This is a genomic window from Afifella sp. YEN Y35 (assembly GCF_047553465.1).
GTDB lineage: Bacteria > Pseudomonadota > Alphaproteobacteria > Rhizobiales > Afifellaceae > Afifella > Afifella aestuarii.
Genome location: NZ_CP180203.1, coordinates 11,908 through 33,035 on the forward strand (window position 1 = coordinate 11,908; position 21,128 = coordinate 33,035).

Genomic DNA, 21,128 nt, shown 5'->3' on the forward strand with positions numbered 1-21,128 from the left:
GGCGACGCAGCTTGCAAGCGGGGGCGGCCGTATCGCGGAGGCTTGGAAAAGGTGCGCAAAACAAGGTGGGGGTGTGGCCGTATGGCCGGCCACACCCCGTTTCAATCACATGATCCAGTCGGCGTCGAAGGTGGCCGGATCGACCCCATCCAGCGTCACCGAGCCGCCATCGTTGAAGTTGATCACCAGATCGCCCTCGGCGTTCTGGCTGGTCGTGTAGCTCTGGCCCTGCACGTCGATGCGATCATTTTCGCCGCCATTGAAGTCGACGATGACATCAGCACCTGAGCCCGATGAGAAGCTGAAGACGTCGCTGCCGCTGCCGCCGAAGAGAACGTCATTGCCCTCGCTGCCCCACAGCGTGTCGTTGCCGGCTCCGCCGTTCAGGTTGTCCGCACCCGTGCCGCCGTAGAGCACGTCGTTGCCGTTTTCACCCTGGAGGTCGTCGTTGCCGTCATTGCCATAGAGCGTGTCGGCGCCATCGCCAGCAAAGAGGTCGTCGTCACCCTCACGTGCGCCGAGAACGTCGTTTTCGGTGCCACCATAAAGGGCGTCGGTACCGGCGCCGCCGAAGACCCAGTCATCGCCCTGGCCGCCATTGGCGATATCGTCTCCGGCTCCGGCGAAGATGGAATCGGCTCCGGTGCCGCCCATCGCGGTGTCGTTGCCGTCGCCGCCGCCAAGCTCGTCATCGCCAGCCTCGCCGTCGAGATCGTCGTTGCCGGCGCCGCCATACATGACATCGTTGCCGTTTCCGCCATCAAGGTCGTCGTTGCCGGCGCCACCGAAGCCGAGGTCGTCATCGTCTCCGCCGTCGATGACGTCATCGCCATCGCCGCCATAGACCGTGTCGGCACCCGCGCCTGCCTGCAGGGTGTCCTGGCCGGAGTCGCCGGAGAGCGTGTCGTTGCCGTCACCTCCCGATAAGTCGTCGTTGCCGTCGCCGCCGTCTATGCCGTCGTTACCAGCCCCGCCGGAGAGCGTATCGTTGCCTTCGTCGCCGTAGAGAGCATCATTGCCGGCATTGCCGGAGGCCTGATCGTCGCCTCCGCCCAGGCTGATGATGTCGTTTCCGAGGAGGCCGTTGACGACCTCATCGACTTCGCTGCCGAGATGGAATTCCCCCGAAAGTCCCACTTCGACAAGCGATCCGTCTTCCTGTTCCTGAAAAAGCTCGCCATCGATGACGACGAGGTCCTCGGCAGAGCCGACACCGATACCAAGATCTGCGAGCGTGAAGCCGGCAATGCCGATGTCCGGCGACAAGTCAAGAAGAGAACTTCCTCCACTTCCAGTGCCATCATCGCCGCCATCACCGAGATCAATATCGATATCTAAAAGCGAAGCTGAGATATTGTATTCATAATCGTCATTATGAATATCATTGGACATACAATCCTCCACGGGGTTTGCTACGGCCACTTTTGCGGCTCGTGGGCATTTAACGCACACATCCAAAAATGGTTGTATTCAAAAATTTATGCGCCCAGAACTAGAGTGAATCAAAAGTTTTTGATCCAGGTTCGGAAGGTTCTGGGTGTAGGATAGACCGCATATCGGATTCTTAATTGTAAAAAATTCATATAATTTTTAGAAAAATATATAGAAATGATACTTTAATAAGAAGTTTGGGTGTCGGCATTGCGCGCTGCCCTCCAGCTCCGGCATGTGCTGGGAACGGCTGTCGGCGTCCTCATCCGCGCATTCCGCTCTACACCGCGATGGGCGAGAGACAGAATGGGATGGAACACAGCGGATGGTCTGCGCGCTCGTGGAGGTGCTTGCGAGGGATTTCGCGCCCCCGACAAGACCGACGGCTTAGCTCTTCAGGCGCCAACCGGTCTTGAAGATCCACCAGATCGCCGCAAGGCAAATGATGAGGAAGAGCGCGGTCATGATCAGGCTGACGGTGACCGAGACGTCGGCCAGACCGTAAAAACTCCAGCGGAAGCCTGAGATCAGATAGACGACGGGGTTGAACAGCGTCACCTTCTGCCAGAAGGGCGGGAGCATATCGATCGAATAGAAGCTGCCGCCGAGGAAGGTCAGAGGCGTGATGATGAGAAGCGGCACGATCTGCAGCTTCTCGAAACCATCGGCCCAGATGCCGATGATGAAGCCGAACATCGAGAAGGTGACGGCGGTGAGCACCAGGAACGTCACCATCCACAGCGGATGTTCGATCCTGAGCGGCACGAAAAGCGTGGCGGTCGCGAGAATGATGACCCCGAGGATGACCGATTTCGTGGCCGCAGCACCGACATAGGCGATGACGATCTCGAGGAAGGAGACCGGCGCGGACAGGTGCTCGAAGATCGTCCCGGTGAACTTCGGAAAATAGATGCCGAAGGCGGCGTTCGTCACGCTCTGCGTCAGAAGCGAGAGCATGACGAGGCCCGGGACGATGAAGGCGCCGTAGCTGACGCCCCCCACTTCGTCGATGCGCGAGCCGATGGCGGAGCCGAAGACGACGAAATAGAGGGTCGTCGACAAGACCGGCGCCAGAATGCTCTGCATCAGCGTGCGGGCGGTGCGGGCCATCTCGAATTTGTAGATGGCGCGAATGGCGTAAATGTTCATGCCGCCTCGTGAACCAGACTGACGAAGATTTCTTCGAGTGTGCTCTCGCGTGTCTCGATGTCGCTGAAACGGATGCCCGCCTCGGTCAGATCATGCAGAAGGGAGGTAATCCCCTTGCGGTTCTGACCCGTCTCGTAGGTGTAGGTGAGGTTGCTGCCGTCTTCGGAAAGCTCCAGCTCGTACGATGCGAGCGATTCCGGCACAGCGTCGAGAGGTTGCTGGAGGCAAAGGCGGAGCTGCTTGCGGCCAAGCTTGCGCATCAGCTCTTTCTTTTCCTCCACGAGAACGATCTCGCCATGATTGATGACGCCCACCCGATCGGCCATCTCCTCGGCCTCTTCGATGTAGTGCGTCGTCAAGATGACGGTGACGCCGGTCTCCCTCAAGGAGCTGATCAGCCGCCACATATCGCGCCGCAGCTCCACGTCGACGCCCGCCGTCGGCTCGTCGAGAAAGAGGATTTCAGGCTCATGTGAGAGCGCCTTGGCGATGAGGACCCGCCGCTTCATGCCGCCCGAGAGCGTGATGATCTTGGAATCGCGCTTCTCCCAGAGAGACAGATCGCGCAGCACGCGCTCCAAATGGTCCGGGTTCGGCTTCTTTCCGAAGAGGCCGCGCGAGAACGAGACGGTCGCCCAGACGGTTTCGAAGGCGTCGGTCGAAAGCTCCTGCGGCACGAGCCCGATCTTGGAGCGGGCGGCCCGGTAGTCGGAAATGATGTCGTGACCGTCCACGGTCACGGTGCCCGTGGTTGGATTGACGATGCCGCAAATGATGCCGATGAGCGTCGTCTTGCCAGCGCCGTTGGGACCGAGGAGCGCAAACAGCTCTCCCTTTTCGATCTCGAGATCGATGTTTTTCAGCGCCTGAAAGCCGCTCTCATAGGTTTTGGACAGGCCGGAAACGGAAAGGACGTTCGACATGGGGTGCGGGCGACATCCGGAAAGGAAGGAATGGTAAGCCGGCATTTAGGCCGCCGGCAAAAAAGGGCCAGAGCAGAAAGCCACGACGCGTGACGATCCACTCCGCGCCATGGTGCGTCCGAGACGAAACGCCGCCTCAGGCGACGGCCTTGCGCAGTTCGTCCGGTCGCTGCTGAAATTCGGCTGCATGGCCGTCCATGGCGAGTTCCTCCAGCATGCTGAGCAGCATTTCCATCCTCTCTTCGCCGAAGATCGTTTCGATGCGCTTGTAGACGTCTTCGATCGCGGGCGAGGCGAGGCGGATGAGACTGCGACCATTCTCCGTAATGTCGATCTTCAGGCGACGGCTGTCCTGGCCGTCCTGACAGCGGGTGATGAGGTCGCGCTCCTCCAGGGCTTTCAGGATGCGCGTCATGGAGGGTGTGAGAAGGCACGCCCGGGCCGACAGGGCCGTCGCATCGAAAGGGCCGGCTTCGTCCAAAATGCGGAGAACGCGCCATTGCTGTTCGGTGCAGCCATATTCGGCGATGATCGGCCGCAGATGCATCATGAAGGCTTCGCGGGCGCGCAGAAGCGCCACCGGCAAGGAACGACCTGTCTGGCGTAGGGTCATGATGGCGACGTCTCCCGGCGATCGTGTCAGGCATTGTAGCGGGAAGTCGTCCTCGACCAAAGGCGCGGCCTTCCCAGGCTTCTGCCGGTGGCAAGGGGCCCGGGCATCGGACGGTTCCGCCGAGATACTACCAGATTGTCCGTTTCTGCGGCTGCGACGCGTCAGCGTTCGCCCGCGCCCGCTTTGAGGGGCTTGCCCGGGCTGGATCGCTGCACCGCGAGATCCGCCGTCGGCGACCCTCCAGAATCGTGCTCTGAAGGGTCGGTGCAGATCCGCAAGGGTGTCGCTGGAAGCCGCTCTCAGGCCTGCGCGGCCGCCTTGCGCTGAGCCTGGGTGAAGGCACGAAGATCGAAATCGGGATCTTCGACCTGATGGGCGCGGATTTCGACACCGAGTTTCATCAAGGTCCGCACCGCCATGTGGTCGGCCGGCCGGTTGACGGATTCGACCGCGATCAGGCGGCCTTCCTTGAAGCAGAAGACGGAAAAGGTCTCGGCATCCGGATCGCCACGCAGGATTGTCTGATCCGTGCCAAAGGGAAGTCCGACCATCTGCAGTTTCAGGTTCGCCTGATCGCTCCAGAACCAGGGAACGTCGCAATAGGCGGTCGGCTTGCCGACGAGGCGTGCGGCAAGGCAGCGGGCCTGGTCGACGGCGTTTTGCACCGATTCAAGCCGCATCGACTTTCCCGCCTGCACGTTGGGGTGATTGGCCACGTCGCCGATCGCCGAGATGGCCGGATCGGACGTGGCGAGAAACTCATCGACCACGATGCCGTCCTTGACCTCCAGGCCAGCGGCTTCGGCGAGCTCGGAATTGGCGAGAACGCCAATGCCATAGAGAACGAGATCGGCGGCGACGTTGCGCCCATCGGCGAGCACCACGCCGGTGACATGATCGTTTTCCCCTTCGAGCCGCTGCACGCGTGCATCCGTGATGATGTGGACGCCGCGGCGACGATGGGCATTTTCGAAGAATTCCGACATCTTCGGCGTTACGACGCGCGCCATGACACGCGGAGCCAGTTCCACAACGGTCACGGTCTTGCCGAGCTTGGCGGCAACTGCGGCAAGCTCCAGGCCGATGAACCCGCCACCGACGACGACGAGGCTGGACGCCGCGTCGATGCGTTCACGCAGCCGGTTGGAATCGGCGAGCCCACGGACGGCGAAGACGCCGTCGAGCTCGGCGCCCGGCACCGGCAGCGGACGATTGCGGACGCCGAGCGCCAACGTCAGATGATCGTAGCGCAGACGACGTCCCGACTGCAGCTCGACCTCGCGGGCCGCCCGGTCGATGGTCGTGACCGCTTCGCCGAGAATGAGCTCGATGTTGCGGTCCTCATAGAATTTCTCGCCGCGGAGAAGGAGCCCGTCGGCGCTGACGGTGCCGATCAGATATCCCTTCGACAGGGGCGGCCGCTGATAGGGCAGATCAGTTTCTTCGCCGATCAGAACGATGCGCCCGGTGAAGCCAAGCTCGCGCAACGAGGCGGCGAGCTGCACGCCCGCATGGCCGGTACCAACGATGATCTGGGTTTCTTCGGACATTTCGAACATTCCTTTCGGCGCTGCTTTTGGCGCACCGTCTGGCGAAGCGCAACGATGCCGTTCTCGTCACGTCTCAGATAGAGAGGGCTGAGAGGCAATCGCCGGCCATAAGGCCGATCGGCGGCAGGGGGAACCGATACGGTGTCGCGGGCGATGGCGCGCATCGCTTCCTCAAGGCGCACTCTGATGCGCTTTTGCAGAAAGGCGATGTGGAAGAAGGGGGTGAAACTGCCCGTCGGTGATCGCTCGCCGGCCGATCTCTTCGGCTTTGTGCACAACCTGTTTGCGCACAACTTCGAGAATGCGCTCGTCCTCGATCTCGCGGAGCGCCTCATCGCCGAGGTTGCCGTCTATATGGAGCTTGCGTGCTGCAATCGGACGGTTCTGTCGCAAGAAGCTGCCGACATGATCGGCCGTGAAGGGCCCCGCTTTCGCCATCTTCGCTCCGCTTTCCTACAAATAGTCTGGAATTTTGCAGCCGACGCCTCCGGTGGCGCAAGGCGAGAGCTTGCTGGCCCGGTTGTGTTTGTGCCATCTCCCTTGCGGGATCGGCTCCGGATCGCATGGTGGATTTGGGAGCTTGCGGATCTTGCCGCGGCAGCCTGGCGGCCGAAGGGGGCCTTGATTGCAAAGAAAACGTGTCCTCGCCGCGAACCTCCCTTCGATCGCTTCCTTTATCGGTCTCGCTCTCGCTTTCGTCTTCGTGCCGTTCATCACCTTTCTGTCGACGCGCTCAGCGCCGGCGGTGTTGAGCTTTGCGACGCTGTTTCTGCTCCTTGGCGCCTATTGGCGAGCGGAGACGTGGCGGGATTTCGCAGCACGCTTCACCGAAGTGGCCCGGCAGCCCTTGGCGATCGCGATCGCCTCGTTCGTGCTTGCAGCCTTTGCGAGCGTCTCATGGTCGGTCGAGCCTTTGATGAGCCTGCAATATTCGTTTCGCCTGTTGGGGAACTGTCTGCTCGGCTTCGCCTTCGTCGTCGTCATCGCTGGCGAGCACCGACGACACATCATGAAATTCCTGGTGGTCGGGCTCGTGATCACCCTGCCGCTTCTGGCAAACGAGCTGCACGGGCCTTTCCAGCTCAGACAACCCTTCTCCGATACGCTCGGCTCAGAATCTCTCAACCGGGCGGTTCTCGTGACGAGCATCCTGGCTGCGCTCTTTCTGGCCCTCGCTTGTGCCGAGAAATGGCTGTCCTGGCTGGCGCTTTTTCTCTCGGTTGTCGCTGCCGTCGTTGCGGTCCTCTCCTCCTCGCAGTCCTCCGTCCTCTTTTGGGGTGTGGTGGTGATCGCCTGGCCGCTTGCCGTCTACGCTCCGAGGGCAACGGCCCGCGCCGTCACCGCGACAGCCTTTGCGTGCCTCGTCCTCTTTCCATTCTTCGCCATGCTCTACACGCCCTGGATGCGCCAGCTGCTCGGTGGCGTTCCGGAGGATGTCGTGCACGCGACGAGCGCGGAAATCCGCCTTTCCATCTGGGAGAATTTTGCCGAGCTCATCCCGCACGAGCCTCTCCTCGGCTGGGGCTATTATGCCGAACGCGCCATGAGCAAGGGGCTCGCCGGCCCCGCCGCATCCGCGGTGATCGGCAGCGCCCATCCGCATGATGTCGCGATCCAATTGTGGGTCGATTTCGGTCTTCTGGGCGTCTTCGTGGCGGGTCTCATCGGCTTCGCCTGGCTGCGGCGTCTCTTGCAGGCGGAGACGGCCGTTCTGACGGCCGCAAGCGCGATCACCGCAGGTGTCTTTGCGGTCTGGATGGTGAGCCACGGCGCCTGGCAGGAATGGTGGCTGGCGATGATGTCGCTGGTCTTCGCAACGCTTCTGCGTAGCACGCCGGGTGGCCAGGCTATTTCCTTTTGGCGGAAAGCCGAAACGCCAGCGCATCCACCATTCCCTGGCGCAACGCCACCCAAAACGTGAGCGAACTCACATAGGCCGCCACGACAGCCGCGTAGGGGGCTCGCGTCGAAATGACGGCGAGCGCGATGCAGAAGAGGCTGTTGAGGGTGAGCGCGAGCACCACCTGATCGTGCTTCCAGCCCCGCCGCACGGCCTTCTGGTAGGCATGTTCGCTATGGGCGAGCCAGATGCGCTCGCCACGGCGCGCGCGAATGAGAAGGGTGAGGCCGGTGTCGGTGAGATAATACGCCGGCAGAATGAGGGCGGCAGCAATCTCTCCCTTAAGAGCGAGCGCGACCAGAAGAGAGCCGACACAAAAGCCCACGAAAACGCTGCCGGCATCGCCGAGAAAAATCCGTGCCGGGTGCCAGTTGTGGAGGAGAAAGCCGAGGCTCGCCGCGATGAGAAGGCAGGGCAGGAGCGGCAGGTCGCCTAAGGGAGTGGCGACAAGCAGAACGCCGATCGCGATCGCAATCGTCGTCACGCCGGTGATGCCGTCGATGCCGTCCATGAAGTTGTAGGCATTGACGAAGCCGAGCAGGAAGAACCACAGGACGAAGCGCTCGACAAAAAAGGGCAGGGCAGGGCTGAGGTTCAGCGACAGTGGCAGGGACGCGACGGCCAACGCCACGAGGCCTGCCTGGGCAATGAAGCGCGTGGCGGCCCTCAGGCCGACGAGATCGTCGAAGGCGGAGACGAGTGCAAGCGCCACGGCGATCGCGAGGAATGAAACCTCGCTTGCTGCCGGCAGGCCGGTCGGGATCCCAAGCACGAGGCCGATGGCGAGGCAGAGCGCGACGACCGGCACGAGCGCAAACCCGGCGCCGCGGGGGACGGGTGTTTCATGATTGCGACGTGCGTCCGGCAAATCGAGAAGCGCGCGGCGGGTGAGTACGGGGATGAGGTTGCGAATGCCGACCCACGTGACAGCGAAGGCTGCAAGCGACAGCCACAAGGCATTGACCTGATCCATCACGCGGCTCAGCCGGGGGCTCTGTCCATCAAAGAGCGCACATTGTTGGTCGGTCGGGCGCAGAGCTCGGTGATGCCGCTGCGCAAGAGGCCGACGCAGGCGGCATTGTCGCCGTGCATCGCAGCCGTGTGGAGATCAGTCAAATAGACGTCGAGGCGCTCGGGCAGGATCGCGGGCGCGCTGGCGAGAAGGACCCCCGCGACGGGCGTATGCGTGACCGTCTCGTTCTCGCTGACGAGATCTTCATGCAGCTTCTCGCCCGGGCGCAGGCCGGTGAACACCACCGGCACGTCAACGTCCGGCTTCCGTCCGGCAAGACGAATGAGATTTCGGGCCAGATCGGCGATGCGCACAGGTTCGCCCATGTCGAGGAGGTAGATCTTGCCGCCGCCTTCGGGATGGGCGACGCCATAGGCCGACGCCTGCAGAACGAGCTGTGCCGCTTCGCTCGGCGTCATGAAATAGCGCGTGACGTCGGCATGGGTGACCGTCAAAGGCCCGCCGTTCTTGAGCTGCTCTTCGAAGAGCGGCAGGACGGAGCCCCGCGAGCCCAGAACGTTGCCGAAGCGCACGATCATGAAGCGGGTGCCTTTCTGCTCGCGGTCGAGCTTCTGGCAGTAGCGTTCGGCAAGTCCCTTGGTCAGACCGAGGACGTTCTTGGCGTTGGCGGCCTTGTCGGTCGAGATCATGATGAAGGCGCTGGCGCCCGACGCGCAGGCGGCGTCGGCGGCGTTCTTGGTGCCGAAGACGTTGGAAAGAACCGCCTCGACGGGGTTTCTCTCCACGATCGGCACGTGCTTCAGCGCCGCGGCATGGAAGACGAGTTCCGGCCGTTCGCGCATGAACAGCGCCTTCAGCGCTTCGCGGTCGCGGATGTCGCAGAGGATCGGCACCACCTGCGCCTGGATGCTCGGATTTTTCCGGATACGGCGATCGATCTCATAGAGATTGTGCTCGCTGTTCTCCAGCAGGATGAGGCGTGAAGCGCCGAAGCGCACGACCTGCTTGACGATTTCGGAGCCGACCGAACCACCGGCGCCCGTGATGAGGACGCTGCGCCCGGCGATCAGGCGGTTGATGCCTTCCTCGTCGAGCACCACGGGCTGGCGGCCGAGCAGGTCTTCGATCTTGACCGCTTCCGGCTCGACGTTCTGCTGAGATGCCTGCAGATCCTGGATGTTCGGCAGCCGGTTGACGGTCAGCCCGACCTGAGAGGCGGCATCGACCAGCTCGTTCAGAACATCGCGGGGCGTGTTCACACGCGCCACAATGATCTGGGTCGGCGGCGTCGACGTGCGCCTCAGCTGTGTCACCTGCCGCGCCATGCCTTCAATCGTGCTCAAGACCGGAACGCCGTGCAGCTGGCGCCCGACATGCCTCGGGTTCGTTTCGATGATGCCGACGATGAGGAAGCGGGATTTCCGGTCGCGTTTGACCGCACGGATGAAGACGTCGGCCTCGTCATTGAAGCCGAAAAGCAGCACCGGCTCGAGCGGGTTGCGCGGATCGTGGCTGGAGCGGCCGATGAGGCTGTCGCGATAAAGCCGGTAGGCCATACGCGGGGCGCCCAGCATGACGGTCAGAACGAACCATTCGATAACAAGAACCGAACGGGGCAGGGCGCCGCCGCGCTGGATGAGGAAAATGACGAGCAGAAAGATGAAGATGGAGGCGGTGACCGCCTTAGAGATCGCGTAGATGTCGCGCACCGATGCGTAGCGCCAGGAGCCGCTGTGCAGCCGGAAGATCGGAAAGACGAGCACGCAGACGAGCGTGAAAATGCCAATGAGGCTCACGACCTCGCCGGGGGCGAAGGTCGGTTCCGTCCCCGTGCGCAGGTAATAGGAAAGGCCGAGGGAGATCGCTGCGGCCGAAAAATCGTAGCCGTAGATAATCCAGCTGCGCATGCGCCGGGAGATGCGTCTGACCACCTGATCGATCACGTCCGGCTCCCGGTTTGATGCTGAGGCGCAAAAAGCGATCGCAGGCTAAAGCCGCTGCCCTGTCGCGCGTTCCCATGCGAGGTCTCGCTCAGGCGATCCAACCTCGCAGCTATGTCAAAGCTATGGCAGAAGCGCATACGGTTTCTTGCCGCCCCCTCTCGGAAAGCTACTCGGCCGGGGTCTTGGTCGAGTGCTGTTTCAACTGGCGGATATCGGCAAGGGCTTGAAAGAAACGGTCTTCGGCCCCCCTCGCCTTGTCCTGTGCGGGCCCGTTCGAGGCATCTGAAGAAGCCTCTTCGCCGGCCGAGGCGTGACCGTTCTTCGCCTCGGTGTTGCCGTCCGTCTGTGTACCGTTCTTGTTTGTGAAGCCATTGGCGCCGGCGGGCTGCATCGGCCGGTCGGCCGACATGCGGCGGATGTCTTCGCTGATGCGCGCGATTTCCTCCGCACCGATCGGCTCTGCGTCTTTGGCCGTGTCTCTGGCGGTGTGATTGCGGGAAAGATGGCGGGCGGCCTGCGTGCGGTGGCCGGGCGCGCGCCGCGCCTCGCTGCGCCGCGGGGCGCCTTTCGCGTCTTTCCGGTTGGGCCTTTTGCCTTCTTCCGAAGCGCCGGCCTTCTCCGGCGCCGGGTCGTGTTTGCCGGCCTCCGGATCCTCCTCGGAGGCGGCGCTCCCCATGACGGAGCGGAGGTAGTCGATTTCCGCGCGCATGCCGATCAGGTCGACGCGGCGGTCCTCCGCCAGGCTCTTCAGGTCCTGGATCTCATCTTGCAGGGCAAGCCGGCGTTCCATCTCCGCTTCGAGTGCGTTGCGGCCGGCGCGCAATGCCGTGCCGGTTTCGGCCAGACGCTTCTTGGTTTCGATGAGTTCGGCGTTCGTCTGTTCGAGGCGGGTGCCGAGCTCGCCGATCTCTTCGTCTCGGGACGCGAGATCGCTGCGCAATGCGGCAATCTCCTGCGTCTTGAGATCGGAATCGAGGCGGTAGGCGGTGACGCGGTCGCGAAAAGTGCTCGCATCACGCTCCAGCCGGCGCATGGCCATCGCATTGCGGGCGCGCATCTCGTCGCGCTCCGTATCGAAATCGGCTCTCGTTATCGCCAGGCTCGCCTTCAGACGCTGTTCCGTCACGCGCCGGATGCGGCGAGCAAGGACCGTGAAAAACGCAAGACAGAACAATCCGCTCGCAAATGCGCCAAGGGCGAACAGCATAGCCGCTTGTATCATCACCGGCTCCGTCCGCGGCAGGCCTTTAGAAATAGAGGCAGGTTGCGCAGACGGCAACAAGAGCTTGGCCGGAGCGTGCGCGTGTCCGCGACACTATCGCAAAAATGTCACGGCTTGTTCAAGCTTTGCGTAGGCTTGCTCAGAACGGATTCCAGGTCGGTCTGGAGGTGAACTTGAGATAGCCGAGATTGACGCCCAGCCGGGCACCGACGCCGGTGCGGATCGGCACGACATAGATCGGGTCGTGCACGCCGGTGTGCGAGAGCACGGTCATGCCGAGACCGCCGACCATATAAGCGGAACCGTTCACGCCGGCGAAGCGCTGGTAAATGGAATTGTAGCTCGGCAGGTTGTAGACGAGCATCATCGTGCGATTGCCGTCGCCGCCGAAATCCCACCCGACCGAAGGGCCCTGCCAGAAGATGTGGCTGGGCGGTGCGAGCTTGGTATAGATCGTGCCTTCGCCGTAGCGCAGGCCGCCGATGAGGGCGCCGGAGCCCTCCTGGCCGATGATATAGCCGTTGGGAAGGCCGTAACGCTGGATGGCCTTTTCCACGAGCGTGGCCAAGCCTCCCGATGCGGCTCCAAAGACGTGATGGCCCGCTTCGACGACCTCGGCCGCCGTGTAGTTGAGGCTGCCGGGTTCACCGGCCTGAGCCGAAGCCGGCTGGACCGCACCCGCCTGAGTGGCGAAGGCGGCCGGAGCGACCGCGATCTGGACTGCCAGCGCGCCGGCGGCAAGAAGTCTGGCTATGGGCATGGGCCCTCCTGCGACGGCTTGTTAATGAACTCGATTGATCCACAGGAAACGGCAGAATGGTAAATGTCGGGTAAACCCCCGAGAAATGGGGCGCTCCGGCTGGTCCGCGGCAGGCTCGCTCGATACGATGGCGTAACCACGAGCGACGAATCGCTTTCTGTCCCAATTTCGGATTTCAGCCGATGACCAGCCTTAAAATCGCGCCAGTCGATCTTGCCGCCTTGATCGCGAGCCGGGTCTGTCATGACGTCATCAGCCCTGTCGGCGCCATTGCCAACGGACTCGAAGTCCTCGATGAGGAAACCGATCCGAGCATGCGCGACTTCGCGATGGATCTCATCCGCAAGAGTGCCCGTCAGGCCTCCGTGAAATTGCAGTTTTCGCGTTTGGCCTTCGGTGCGTCTGGCGGCGCGGGTGCGCAGATCGATATGGCCGATGCAGGCCGGTGCGCGGGCGAGTTCCTGGAGCGCGAGAAGGCCAATCTCGACTGGCAGGTCGACGCGCAGATGCTGCCGAAAGCAGAGGCGAAGATCCTCCTCAACCTCCTGCTTCTCGGTGCCAACACGATCGCCCGGGGCGGCACCCTGACGGTCGGCGCCACGCAGGGCGAGAACGGGGTGACGATCAGCGTGGTGGCGGTCGGCGACCGCGCGCGCCTTTCCGACAGCGTCCGCACGGTGCTTCTTTCGGGCGAAGTCCCGGAACAGCTCGATGCGCATTCGGTCCAGCCGCTTTATGCGGTCATGCTCGCCGAAGAGGTCGGCCTCGGCTTCGAGATCGCCGAAGAGGAAGGGAAGGTCTCTTTCCTCGCCCGCCCGAAAGCCTGAGCCGGGCCCATCCCTACGCGCCGAACCGGGCGCGCGCTGCGCGCAAAACGAAAAGCCCCGCGACCTTGCGGTGCGGGGCTATCGAAGGGGATTGAAGAGAGGCTTCAGGCGCTTTCGCGGAACTCTTCCTGATCGGGTTCGCGCAGCACGTAGCCGCGACCCCAGACCGTCTCGATATAATTCTCGCCGTCGGTCGCAGCCGCGAGCTTCTTTCTGAGCTTGCAGATGAACACGTCGATGATTTTGAGCTCAGGCTCGTCCATGCCGCCGTAGAGATGGTTGAGGAACATCTCCTTCGTCAGCGTCGTGCCCTTTCTGAGGGAGAGGAGCTCCAGCATCTGGTACTCCTTGCCGGTCAGATGCACGCGCTGTCCGGCCACTTCGACGGTTTTGGTGTCGAGATTGACCCGGAGATTGCCGGTCTGGATGACCGATTCCGCGTGTCCCTTGGAGCGACGGACGACCGCGTTGATGCGCGCGACCAGCTCATCCTTGTGGAAGGGCTTGGTCATATAATCGTCGGCGCCGAAGCCCAGGCCACGGACCTTGTCTTCGATGCCGCCCAAGCCTGAAAGGATCAGGATCGGTGTCTTTACCTTGGCGACACGCAGCTGCTTCAAGACATCGTAGCCGGTCATATCCGGCAAGTTGAGGTCGAGAAGGATAATGTCGTAGTCGTAGAGCTTGCCGAGGTCGACACCTTCCTCACCGAGGTCGGTCGTATAGACGTTGAAGCTTTCCGACTTCAGCATCAATTCGATCGACTGTGCGGTGGCGCTGTCGTCCTCGATCAGAAGAACACGCATGCCAATCCCCTCCTAGCCCTTTTCGTGCCGCTCGAGTGACGTGTGGCTCGAGCCGACTGAACAGGCAAAACCGCAGCCACATTTACGTCGGAATGGTTAACAGAGTCTGACTCCCGGCAGCAAGCCAATAACGTCAGCTGCTTAAAATAGAGTCTTGATTCCATTCCGATTCCGCTGGGTCACCTGCGTCGAGAAACGTTGTGGTACCGATGCGGCTGGACGCCTTCGCGCCGGCGCCGGACCGGCCAACTCAAAGCAAACGGCATCAAGCGATTTACCGTGCCTTAAGTCCTCGTCCCTATCATTAACGCCAGTCGTAAACGAACGGTTACCGCCGCCCGTTGCCGGTGTCATGTGGAGCGGGTGGACCCTCGGGGCTGGGGAGTATTGAGTATGAAGTCGCGAGACGCATCCATCCGGCAAAAACGCTTTAAAGTTGAAGATTGCGAGCGGCGGCTCGGCCAGATCGACGCCATGATCGAAGAATTCAGCCGGATGGCGGCCGATCTAGAACACGAGATAGCGGCTGAAAAGCGGCGGACGGGGATCGAAGACGAAAAGCATTTCGCCTATTCGACCTTCGCTCGTGCGGCCGGCCAGAGGCGCGAGAACCTGCTCGCTTCGGTTGATGATTTAAATCGGCAGCGCGAAGCCGCCCAGGCGGCGCTCGAAACCGCGCGCGCCGAGCTTCAGCGCGAAGAAGGGCGGCTCGGCCGGGAAAACCCCGGGACAGCTCCGTCCGGCCACGGTCGTCTGGCAAGCTGAGATCTCATCCCGCGCCCTCGGCCAGGCCGGGGGCGCCGATCACGTGGGCGATCAGGGCCTGAGCTTGTGCCGGGCGAGTTGCTCGTAGAGCGGCAATGCCTCGGCCGCCACTTCCCTGAGCCCGTCATCTTCCAACTCCGGCAGCGGCGCCGGCGGCTGAAAGCCCGTCGAGCGGTGCACCGCGTCGTACCAATGCGCGGCCCAAACGCCGTCGCTGTCGCGGGGACCCGCCGGCCAGGCGAGCATTGCCGGAGAAAAATCGATCTCGAGAGCCCCGCAAAGGGCACGCAGCATCGCTTCCGGATCTGCGAGAAGATCGTCGGCGTCGATGACCGGAGGGATCCTTCCGCCCAATTCCGTTGCCAGGCGAAAGAGCTCATCCTGCTCGACGAATCCGATATCTGAAAGGCTCGGGCCGGCGCGCTTGCGTGCATAGGAAACGAGCACGCGCGCCGGATGGCGGATCAGGAAGGCGTGGCGACAGTTGCGCATCCAATCGCGGCCGATCTCCGCGATCATGTGGTGCGTCATGTGCTTCTGGTAGAAGATATGGCTGCCGAAGGGCGGCGCGCCCGCGAGGCGCTCCGCCACCTTTTGCCAATCGGCTTCATGGGCGGCACAGATTTCCTCGCGCATCGGATGATCGATGCCGGTCACCTTCAGCCATGCCGCATAGAACGGCTCGTCCCACACTTCGGTGTCGGGACGGTTTTCGAAGGCGCGCATCATCGCGGTCGAGATGTTGCGCGGGCCGGACCACATGGCGATGCGGATCGTCTCGTCGCTCATCGCGGGCGAGGGTCTCTCAGACGCCATCATGGTACCGGGAATGCTGGAGAAATGGAGACCTGACCGCGGACTCGAACCGCAGATATTTGACGCTGCACCGCCAATGGGTACCCGTTCCCCCATCAGGTCGATGAGAGATTAGGCGAACACGAATGCGTGAGAAAACCATCACGTGCCGATGTGGTTAAAATCTTAGTCTTTGCCTTAGGAAGGGTTCAAGACAAGGGTGTGGCGAAGGCGTCGATGCGCTCACGGTAGAGCTGCGTCAGCCGCGGCAAGAGCTTCGGCCTGTCGGGATGAAGCGTGCCGATCGCCCGTCCGTCGACGGAGCGGACCGGGACCAGCCCGGCGAACGTGCCTGTGATAAAGGCCTCGTCGGCCCCATAGACGTCGGTCAGCGAAAAGCGCCTTTCATGTGCCGGGATGCCGGCCTCTCGGGCCGCCTTCAGCACCTGTCCGCGGGTGACCCCGCCGAGGCAGTAATCGCCCGTCGAGGTCCAGACCTCGCCGTTGCGGACGATGAAGAAATGCGTGGAATTGCAGGTGGCGACGAAGCCTGCCGGGTCGAGCATCAGCCCTTCATCCGCGCCGGCCTTGGCGGCTTGAATGCAGGCAAGGATGCAGTTGAGCTTGGAATGGGAATTGATCTTCTGGTCCTGCTCGGCAGGCCCAGTACGCCGCACATGGACGGTGAAAAGCGTGACGCCTTCACTCGCGATTTCAGGCTTCGGGTTCTTGTATTCGGGAATGACGACGATGGTCGGCGCGCCGATCGTCATGCGCGGATCCTGATAAGGGGTGCGCTTCACGCCGCGCGTGATCATCAGGCGCACGTGCACGCCGTCGCGCATGTCGTTGGCGGCGAGACATTCCATCACCCGGGCGGTGAGGCCGGCGCGATCGAGCCCGATATCCATGTCGAGCGCCGCAGCGCCTTCGAACAGGCGGTCGAGATGCTCGTCGAGGAAGGCGATACCCCCATCGGTGACGCGCAGGCCTTCCCAGACGCCGTCGCCCAGGATGAAACCGGAATCGAAGACGGAGACGACCGCCCTGTCTCGCGGCAAGAGTTCGCCGTTGACCGAGATCAGGATCTCGGCGTTGCGCGGATCGTCTTCGTATTCGTGGGTGCCTGTCGCCATTTCGCCGCCCGATCACTGGAGATTTCAATGAAACCATTCCGGCAAAGCCGGGGTGCGGGCGGCTGTCAAGGGCAAGTGCGGGCGAAGCCCCGCTAGAGGCGGGACATCAATTGCGGTATTGCTGAATTCGGGTCGTGCGCAGCCCCGCAAGGCCGTGAGACTCGATCGACATCTGCCAGGAGAGGAACTCCTCGACAGTCAGGGTATAGCGCGAGCAAGCTTCATCGAGGCTCAATAAGCCGCCGCGGACGGCAGCAACAACCTCAGCCTTGCGGCGGATCACCCAGCGCTTGGTATTGGGGGGTGGAAGATCAGCAATCGTGAGCGGGCTTCCATCCGGTCCGATAACGTATTTCACTCTCGGTCGGACATGCTCGGCCATGGCAGACTCTTATACAAACTCACCAACTGAGCTCGTTATAAGGTGGCACGGCTTAACAAGCGTCTAACCATCCGTAACGGAAATCTTAAGCGCAACCGGGGCATTTTTTTAGAAACCGCGGGCGCTTGACAGAACGTCGCAAGCACTGCAACCAAAGCCCATGCTGGACATCGATCTCGAGCTGCCAGGTCCGCGCAGCAAAGCCCGCGTCCTCGTCGCTATGTCCGGCGGGGTCGATTCCTCCGTTGCTGCCGCGCTCGTCAATGCGGCGGGCTACGAAACCATTGGCGTGACCCTGCAACTCTATGATCATGGGGCGGCGATCCATCGCTCCGGGGCCTGCTGTGCGGGGCAGGACATTCACGACGCCAAACGTGTCGCCCAGGCGCTCGGCATCGCCCATTATGTTCTCGATTACGAAAGCCGTTTCCGCGAGGCGGTGATCGAGCCTTTTGCGGCGAGCTATCTGTCGGGCGAGACGCCGGTGCCCTGCGTCGCCTGCAATCAGTCGGTGAAATTCTCCGATCTCCTCGATACGGCCCGCCAGCTCGGGGCGGCCGCCATGGTGACCGGCCATTATGTGCGCACACGCTCCGTCGGAGGCCGGCGTGCGCTTTTCCGGCCCGTCGATGCAGATCGCGACCAGAGCTACTTCCTTTATGCGACGACGGCCGAGCAGCTCGATTTCCTGCGCTTTCCCCTCGGCGATTTCACCAAGCCGGAGGTGCGCGCGCTGGCGGCCGAGATCGGTTTGAGCGTCGCGGAGAAGAGCGACAGTCAGGATATCTGCTTCGTGCCGCAGGGACGCTACAGCGACGTCATCGAAAAGCTGAAGCCCAATGCGGCCGACGAGGGCGATATCGTGCATCTCGACGGACGGGTGCTCGGTCGCCATCGGGGCATCATGCATTACACCGTCGGCCAGCGGCGCGGGCTCGGGATTTCGGCCGCCGAGCCGCTCTTCGTCGTGCGGCTGGATGCCGCGGCAAAGCGCGTTATCGTCGGTCCGCGCGAGGCTTTGGCGACCCGCCGTTTCCGACTGCGCGATCTGAACTGGCTCGGGGATGGCGATCCCTCCGCCTGGACGGAAGGGCAGGAGGTCTATGCTCGCGTGCGCTCGACGCGTCCCCCGGTCAAAGCATCAGTTTCCGTGCAAGCCGGTGAAGCGTCTGTCATTCTCGAGGATAGCGAGATGGGCGTGGCGCCGGGGCAGGCGTGCGTCTTCTACGATCGAGACGCGTCCGATGCGCGTGTTCTGGGTGGTGGCGTGATCGCTCAGGAGACCACGAGCGAACAAGCCTGCGCCGCCTGAGCAAGTCGCACGGCGGCTCCGGGCTGGTCCAACAGGCTTGCCGGCACCGGCAAAACCCCCGTCTTTGCTTGGAACTCCGCTCGCAGCGCCACGTTACCTGAGCGACCCAGCCAATCGATAGAAGGAGGCATCCCATGGCAGAGACGAATGTGCCCGGCGGCAAGAGCGAAACGGAACGCAAGGCCGATGAGACCAAGCGGAAGGCCGAAGACGTTCGCCACGACCTCAACGCCGAGTTCGAGATTCTGAAGGCGGATGTCGCCGAACTCAGCACCCGGATCTCAGACCTTTTGCGCACCGGCGCCCGCGAAGGAAAAGACATGTTGAACGAACGTGCCGATTATTACCGCCGCGAAGGCCGCAGGCGCGCCGATGCAGCCATGTCCGAAGCTGAGGCTCTGTCCGATGATCTGAGCCAGTCGATCAGTCGCAATCCCTTCACTGCCGTTCTCGTGGCGTTGGGGCTGGGCTTTCTCGTCGGCGCCATTTCCCGGCGCTAGTCTTCATGCTCAGGCTGCTTTCTTCGATCAGCTTTGCCTACGGCGCCGCAAATCTGCGGCGCCGTATCCGCGTCATGGCGCGGCAGGCCATTCTCATGGCGATCGGCGCCGTCATTCTGCTTTACGCGCTCGGTTTCGGGCTCGTGACGCTCCATATCTGGCTCTCCAGCCTGTGGGGATCGCTTGTGTCCGCGGGCGTGATCGGTGCCGTGCTTTTCGTCATCGGGCTTATCGTCCTGCTTCTGGCTCTGAGGCCTCACCGCGAGCAGGCACGTTCCGTCGAACAGCCTCTCAGCCAGATGAGCGCCACCGCGCACGACACCTATGACCGGATGCAGCGCTCGCTTCGCCAAAGCGGTTCGCCTCTTGCCAATCCGGTCGTGCAGGCGGCGGGCATCGCCCTCATCATCGGCGTCCTTCTCGGCCGCCGCTAATCGTCGCGTGATTGCGCCGGCATGTGCCGAGCCGCGGAGACATGTTTCGGCCGCTCGTCTCTTTTCGAGGCGGGCGGTCTTTTTGTTCGTGCGTCCGCGCCAGGGCTTCAGGAGCGGTGTGGCCGCGGGACAAGATCGCCCAGATCTGAAAGCTCATCCGCCAACGGCACAGGGGTCTCACGCGGGCCAGAAAAATGCTTTCCGATCTCTTGCCAGCTCCGAGATAGCCGGGGTCGGTGCGGTAACGTTCCTCTCATTTTCTCCGACTATAGTTCTCCGGCAGGCCGTGCTCAGGCCGGTCCGGAGGGGATACGATGCTTCACTCGAAGGCGCTGCCTGGCAGCGCGTCCGATGTGCCAATCGCAGAAAATCCAGCCGATGCTCGGCCGGAAGGATCCCGCTTTGGGCGGCACACCCAATTGCAGCGGGAGGATGGTGCGCCACGTGACACGGAGACCCGTGCCGCGGAGACGCCCAATGCCGTTGCCGACAAGGTGACAGATCTTCTCGACTTTCGCCGCCGTGGCGCGGTGCGGCTTCAGACGGCGATCGACGCCCATCTGGTGGGCGCGGAAAACAGAATCTCGCGCTGCATCATCCGCGATCTGTCCACCGCCGGAGCGCAGCTCGAGGTCGAGGAGGGCATCACGCCGGAGAGCGAGATGATCCTCGCCGTGCCTCAGGTGAATATCGCGATCGTTTGCGAACTCGCCTGGCGGCGCGGCAACCGCATGGGCGTTCAGTTCTGCCGTGGGCGGATTCCAGCCGACAAGATCGCCGAGATGATGAAGCTCTGACCCGGACGAGCGCGGAGCACGCGTTCGCTCGTCCGGCAAGAGAACCGCCCGCTGCGCCCCCACCGCCCGCAGAACGGCGGCCGCGGCCGGGTCCGTCTGTCATTTCCCCATCAGGCTTGTGCGCGTTCTGCTTCGCCCAAGTGGCGCACAGCGGCGTCTGATCTCTCCGTCATGCTTTCGGTGAGGTGATCGTCCCTCCAGACGAGCGCATGCTCACGCTCATGCGGCGGTGCGGGGAAGCGCGCTGCGTCGCCGAAGGCCTTTGAAATCGGAGTCTTATTGTCTACTTTATGTCCGTTCAAAAGTGCGATCCTATTGTCAGGCGCTTGCGCAGAGAGGTTTCATGGCACTGAGGCATGGGCAGGGTAGCGAAGCCGCGGAGATGATTTCCGCCGACCGGGGGGCGAATGTCGTCGCCTTTCCCGCCTGCGAAGCCTTCGGCCCGAGGGCCTCGGATGCGCGCGGTCTGACGGAAGCGGAAGAGATCGAGCTCGACCGTCTGCGCTGGTTCGTCCTCAAAAGCCTTCTGTCCTCTCAAACCGATCTCGAACGCGCCTGTTTCGTGCTGGCCGCCGAACCGGACGCGTCGCTCGAACGCTTCGCGATCGCCTTTTTCCGGGCGATGTCGTCCAAGGCGCGGCGCCAGCTCGTTTTCTACCGGCCGGGTACGCGCAATTTTTCCACCGACGAGGCCTGGCTTCTGCGACTAATGGGGGCATGGCGCTCAGGCGACGAAATGAGCGTTCGCGCGTTAATCGCCTGGAGGGTCAAACCGGAAGGGCATCGCTGGCTGCGTTTCTTGTCGCGCGGGCTGGCATTTGCTCTCGTTGCGGAAACCCCTTGAAGCCGGAACGCGTCTGGCATAGTTTAGAGGTATTCTAATTTAGGCAGATGCCGAATCGCACCGATG

The 21,128-nt window shown here is 62.5% G+C and carries 22 protein-coding genes; 8 read left to right on the forward strand and 14 right to left on the reverse strand.

The annotated features are described in order from the left end of the window. Nucleotides 1-105: 105 nt before the first annotated feature. The 6 genes from ACK8CP_RS00055 to ACK8CP_RS00080 form a co-directional block, all read right to left on the reverse strand. Complete coding sequence (locus ACK8CP_RS00055; protein WP_414832925.1) at nucleotides 106-1,392, reverse strand: calcium-binding protein; 1,287 nt, start codon at nucleotides 1,390-1,392, stop codon at nucleotides 106-108. A 426-nt stretch (nucleotides 1,393-1,818) separates the two neighbouring features. Further along, nucleotides 1,819-2,580: an ABC transporter permease gene (locus ACK8CP_RS00060; protein ID WP_128291093.1), complete on the reverse strand. Its 762-nt coding sequence runs from the start codon at nucleotides 2,578-2,580 to the stop codon at nucleotides 1,819-1,821. Continuing rightward, nucleotides 2,577-3,503, reverse strand: a complete 927-nt coding sequence (locus ACK8CP_RS00065; protein WP_414832926.1) for an ABC transporter ATP-binding protein — start codon at nucleotides 3,501-3,503, stop codon at nucleotides 2,577-2,579. The genes ACK8CP_RS00060 and ACK8CP_RS00065 overlap by 4 nt, the downstream gene beginning before the upstream one ends. A gap of 136 nt (nucleotides 3,504-3,639) precedes the next feature. Continuing rightward, nucleotides 3,640-4,116 carry a homoprotocatechuate degradation operon regulator HpaR gene (gene hpaR, locus ACK8CP_RS00070; RefSeq protein ID WP_414832927.1) on the reverse strand — a complete coding sequence of 159 codons (477 nt, stop codon included), beginning with the start codon at nucleotides 4,114-4,116 and terminating at the stop codon, nucleotides 3,640-3,642. Nucleotides 4,117-4,415: 299 nt separating this feature from the next. Then, a complete protein-coding gene (locus tag ACK8CP_RS00075; RefSeq protein ID WP_414832928.1) occupies nucleotides 4,416-5,666 on the reverse strand; it encodes an NAD(P)/FAD-dependent oxidoreductase in 1,251 nt (416 codons plus the stop codon). 171 nt (nucleotides 5,667-5,837) lie between these two features. Next, complete coding sequence (locus tag ACK8CP_RS00080; RefSeq protein ID WP_414832929.1) at nucleotides 5,838-6,104, reverse strand: hypothetical protein; 267 nt, start codon at nucleotides 6,102-6,104, stop codon at nucleotides 5,838-5,840. Between the two features lie 187 nt (nucleotides 6,105-6,291). Here ACK8CP_RS00080 and ACK8CP_RS00085 point away from each other — a divergent pair, with 187 nt between their 5' ends. After that, a complete protein-coding gene (locus ACK8CP_RS00085; protein WP_414832930.1) occupies nucleotides 6,292-7,587 on the forward strand; it encodes an O-antigen ligase family protein in 1,296 nt (431 codons plus the stop codon). On the opposite strand, the gene ACK8CP_RS00090 is transcribed toward ACK8CP_RS00085, so the two are convergent. From ACK8CP_RS00090 to ACK8CP_RS00105, 4 genes are all read right to left on the reverse strand, one after another. Beyond that, complete coding sequence (locus ACK8CP_RS00090; protein WP_414832931.1) at nucleotides 7,514-8,539, reverse strand: MraY family glycosyltransferase; 1,026 nt, start codon at nucleotides 8,537-8,539, stop codon at nucleotides 7,514-7,516. The two genes, ACK8CP_RS00085 and ACK8CP_RS00090, sit on opposite strands and share 74 nt — an antisense overlap. 8 nt (nucleotides 8,540-8,547) lie before the next feature. Beyond that, the gene (locus tag ACK8CP_RS00095; RefSeq protein WP_414832932.1) at nucleotides 8,548-10,482 is read right to left on the reverse strand and encodes a polysaccharide biosynthesis protein; all 1,935 of its coding nucleotides are present in this window, start codon (nucleotides 10,480-10,482) and stop codon (nucleotides 8,548-8,550) included. 166 nt (nucleotides 10,483-10,648) lie between these two features. Further along, nucleotides 10,649-11,704 carry a hypothetical protein gene (locus ACK8CP_RS00100; RefSeq protein WP_414832933.1) on the reverse strand — a complete coding sequence of 352 codons (1,056 nt, stop codon included), beginning with the start codon at nucleotides 11,702-11,704 and terminating at the stop codon, nucleotides 10,649-10,651. A gap of 139 nt (nucleotides 11,705-11,843) precedes the next feature. Then, nucleotides 11,844-12,464 carry a DUF1134 domain-containing protein gene (locus tag ACK8CP_RS00105; protein WP_128291101.1) on the reverse strand — a complete coding sequence of 207 codons (621 nt, stop codon included), beginning with the start codon at nucleotides 12,462-12,464 and terminating at the stop codon, nucleotides 11,844-11,846. 182 nt (nucleotides 12,465-12,646) lie between these two features. Here ACK8CP_RS00105 and chpT point away from each other — a divergent pair, with 182 nt between their 5' ends. Continuing rightward, nucleotides 12,647-13,291, forward strand: a complete 645-nt coding sequence (gene chpT / locus ACK8CP_RS00110) for a histidine phosphotransferase ChpT (protein ID WP_261214866.1) — start codon at nucleotides 12,647-12,649, stop codon at nucleotides 13,289-13,291. Between the two features lie 104 nt (nucleotides 13,292-13,395). Here the strand turns inward: chpT and ctrA are convergent, their stop codons facing one another. Next, complete coding sequence (gene ctrA / locus ACK8CP_RS00115; protein WP_092815812.1) at nucleotides 13,396-14,097, reverse strand: response regulator transcription factor CtrA; 702 nt, start codon at nucleotides 14,095-14,097, stop codon at nucleotides 13,396-13,398. A gap of 354 nt (nucleotides 14,098-14,451) precedes the next feature. On the opposite strand from ctrA, the gene ACK8CP_RS00120 reads away from it, so the two are divergent. Beyond that, nucleotides 14,452-14,862 (forward strand): flagellar export protein FliJ, encoded by a 411-nt coding sequence (locus ACK8CP_RS00120; RefSeq protein WP_205649819.1) that lies wholly within the window; start codon nucleotides 14,452-14,454, stop codon nucleotides 14,860-14,862. 51 nt (nucleotides 14,863-14,913) lie between these two features. Here ACK8CP_RS00120 and ACK8CP_RS00125 read toward each other — a convergent pair whose 3' ends face one another. The 3 genes from ACK8CP_RS00125 to ACK8CP_RS00135 all read right to left on the reverse strand — a co-directional run bounded on the left by ACK8CP_RS00125 (nucleotide 14,914) and on the right by ACK8CP_RS00135 (nucleotide 17,175). Then, nucleotides 14,914-15,651, reverse strand: coding sequence for a hypothetical protein (locus ACK8CP_RS00125; RefSeq protein ID WP_414832934.1), 738 nt, complete (start codon nucleotides 15,649-15,651; stop codon nucleotides 14,914-14,916). 215 nt (nucleotides 15,652-15,866) lie between these two features. Further along, nucleotides 15,867-16,793, reverse strand: coding sequence for an aminotransferase class IV (locus ACK8CP_RS00130; RefSeq protein ID WP_414832935.1), 927 nt, complete (start codon nucleotides 16,791-16,793; stop codon nucleotides 15,867-15,869). A gap of 106 nt (nucleotides 16,794-16,899) precedes the next feature. Further along, a complete protein-coding gene (locus ACK8CP_RS00135) occupies nucleotides 16,900-17,175 on the reverse strand; it encodes a DUF1153 domain-containing protein (protein ID WP_092815821.1) in 276 nt (91 codons plus the stop codon). A gap of 160 nt (nucleotides 17,176-17,335) precedes the next feature. Between ACK8CP_RS00135 and mnmA the strand changes: the two genes are divergently transcribed. The 5 genes from mnmA to ACK8CP_RS00160 all read left to right on the forward strand — a co-directional run bounded on the left by mnmA (nucleotide 17,336) and on the right by ACK8CP_RS00160 (nucleotide 21,062). Further along, on the forward strand, nucleotides 17,336-18,487 hold the full coding sequence (gene mnmA / locus ACK8CP_RS00140) for a tRNA 2-thiouridine(34) synthase MnmA (protein ID WP_261214861.1): 1,152 nt from the start codon (nucleotides 17,336-17,338) through the stop codon (nucleotides 18,485-18,487). 134 nt (nucleotides 18,488-18,621) lie between these two features. After that, on the forward strand, nucleotides 18,622-18,987 hold the full coding sequence (locus ACK8CP_RS00145; RefSeq protein WP_128291105.1) for a DUF883 family protein: 366 nt from the start codon (nucleotides 18,622-18,624) through the stop codon (nucleotides 18,985-18,987). A 5-nt stretch (nucleotides 18,988-18,992) separates the two neighbouring features. Beyond that, nucleotides 18,993-19,421: a phage holin family protein gene (locus ACK8CP_RS00150; protein WP_307154383.1), complete on the forward strand. Its 429-nt coding sequence runs from the start codon at nucleotides 18,993-18,995 to the stop codon at nucleotides 19,419-19,421. A gap of 314 nt (nucleotides 19,422-19,735) precedes the next feature. After that, complete coding sequence (locus ACK8CP_RS00155; RefSeq protein ID WP_414832936.1) at nucleotides 19,736-20,218, forward strand: PilZ domain-containing protein; 483 nt, start codon at nucleotides 19,736-19,738, stop codon at nucleotides 20,216-20,218. Nucleotides 20,219-20,561: 343 nt separating this feature from the next. Further along, nucleotides 20,562-21,062 carry a hypothetical protein gene (locus ACK8CP_RS00160; RefSeq protein ID WP_234628895.1) on the forward strand — a complete coding sequence of 167 codons (501 nt, stop codon included), beginning with the start codon at nucleotides 20,562-20,564 and terminating at the stop codon, nucleotides 21,060-21,062. The last annotated feature ends 66 nt before the right edge of the window (nucleotides 21,063-21,128 follow it).

Excerpts from the sequence above, each read along its gene's own strand:
- ACK8CP_RS00055 (WP_414832925.1), bottom strand. The coding sequence starts at position 1,392 with ATGTCCAATGATATTCATAATGACGATTATGAATACAATATCTCAGCT.
- ACK8CP_RS00060 (WP_128291093.1), bottom strand. The coding sequence starts at position 2,580 with ATGAACATTTACGCCATTCGCGCCATCTACAAATTCGAGATGGCCCGC.
- ACK8CP_RS00065 (WP_414832926.1), bottom strand. The coding sequence starts at position 3,503 with ATGTCGAACGTCCTTTCCGTTTCCGGCCTGTCCAAAACCTATGAGAGC.
- hpaR (WP_414832927.1), bottom strand. The coding sequence starts at position 4,116 with ATGACCCTACGCCAGACAGGTCGTTCCTTGCCGGTGGCGCTTCTGCGC.
- ACK8CP_RS00075 (WP_414832928.1), bottom strand. The coding sequence starts at position 5,666 with ATGTCCGAAGAAACCCAGATCATCGTTGGTACCGGCCATGCGGGCGTG.
- ACK8CP_RS00080 (WP_414832929.1), bottom strand. The coding sequence starts at position 6,104 with ATGGCGAAAGCGGGGCCCTTCACGGCCGATCATGTCGGCAGCTTCTTG.
- ACK8CP_RS00090 (WP_414832931.1), bottom strand. The coding sequence starts at position 8,539 with ATGGATCAGGTCAATGCCTTGTGGCTGTCGCTTGCAGCCTTCGCTGTC.
- ACK8CP_RS00100 (WP_414832933.1), bottom strand. The coding sequence starts at position 11,704 with ATGATACAAGCGGCTATGCTGTTCGCCCTTGGCGCATTTGCGAGCGGA.
- ACK8CP_RS00105 (WP_128291101.1), bottom strand. The coding sequence starts at position 12,464 with ATGCCCATAGCCAGACTTCTTGCCGCCGGCGCGCTGGCAGTCCAGATC.
- chpT (WP_261214866.1), top strand. The coding sequence starts at position 12,647 with ATGACCAGCCTTAAAATCGCGCCAGTCGATCTTGCCGCCTTGATCGCG.
- ctrA (WP_092815812.1), bottom strand. The coding sequence starts at position 14,097 with ATGCGTGTTCTTCTGATCGAGGACGACAGCGCCACCGCACAGTCGATC.
- ACK8CP_RS00125 (WP_414832934.1), bottom strand. The coding sequence starts at position 15,651 with ATGAGCGACGAGACGATCCGCATCGCCATGTGGTCCGGCCCGCGCAAC.
- ACK8CP_RS00130 (WP_414832935.1), bottom strand. The coding sequence starts at position 16,793 with ATGGCGACAGGCACCCACGAATACGAAGACGATCCGCGCAACGCCGAG.
- ACK8CP_RS00135 (WP_092815821.1), bottom strand. The coding sequence starts at position 17,175 with ATGGCCGAGCATGTCCGACCGAGAGTGAAATACGTTATCGGACCGGAT.
- mnmA (WP_261214861.1), top strand. The coding sequence starts at position 17,336 with ATGCTGGACATCGATCTCGAGCTGCCAGGTCCGCGCAGCAAAGCCCGC.
- ACK8CP_RS00145 (WP_128291105.1), top strand. The coding sequence starts at position 18,622 with ATGGCAGAGACGAATGTGCCCGGCGGCAAGAGCGAAACGGAACGCAAG.
- ACK8CP_RS00150 (WP_307154383.1), top strand. The coding sequence starts at position 18,993 with ATGCTCAGGCTGCTTTCTTCGATCAGCTTTGCCTACGGCGCCGCAAAT.
- ACK8CP_RS00155 (WP_414832936.1), top strand. The coding sequence starts at position 19,736 with ATGCTTCACTCGAAGGCGCTGCCTGGCAGCGCGTCCGATGTGCCAATC.
- ACK8CP_RS00160 (WP_234628895.1), top strand. The coding sequence starts at position 20,562 with ATGGCACTGAGGCATGGGCAGGGTAGCGAAGCCGCGGAGATGATTTCC.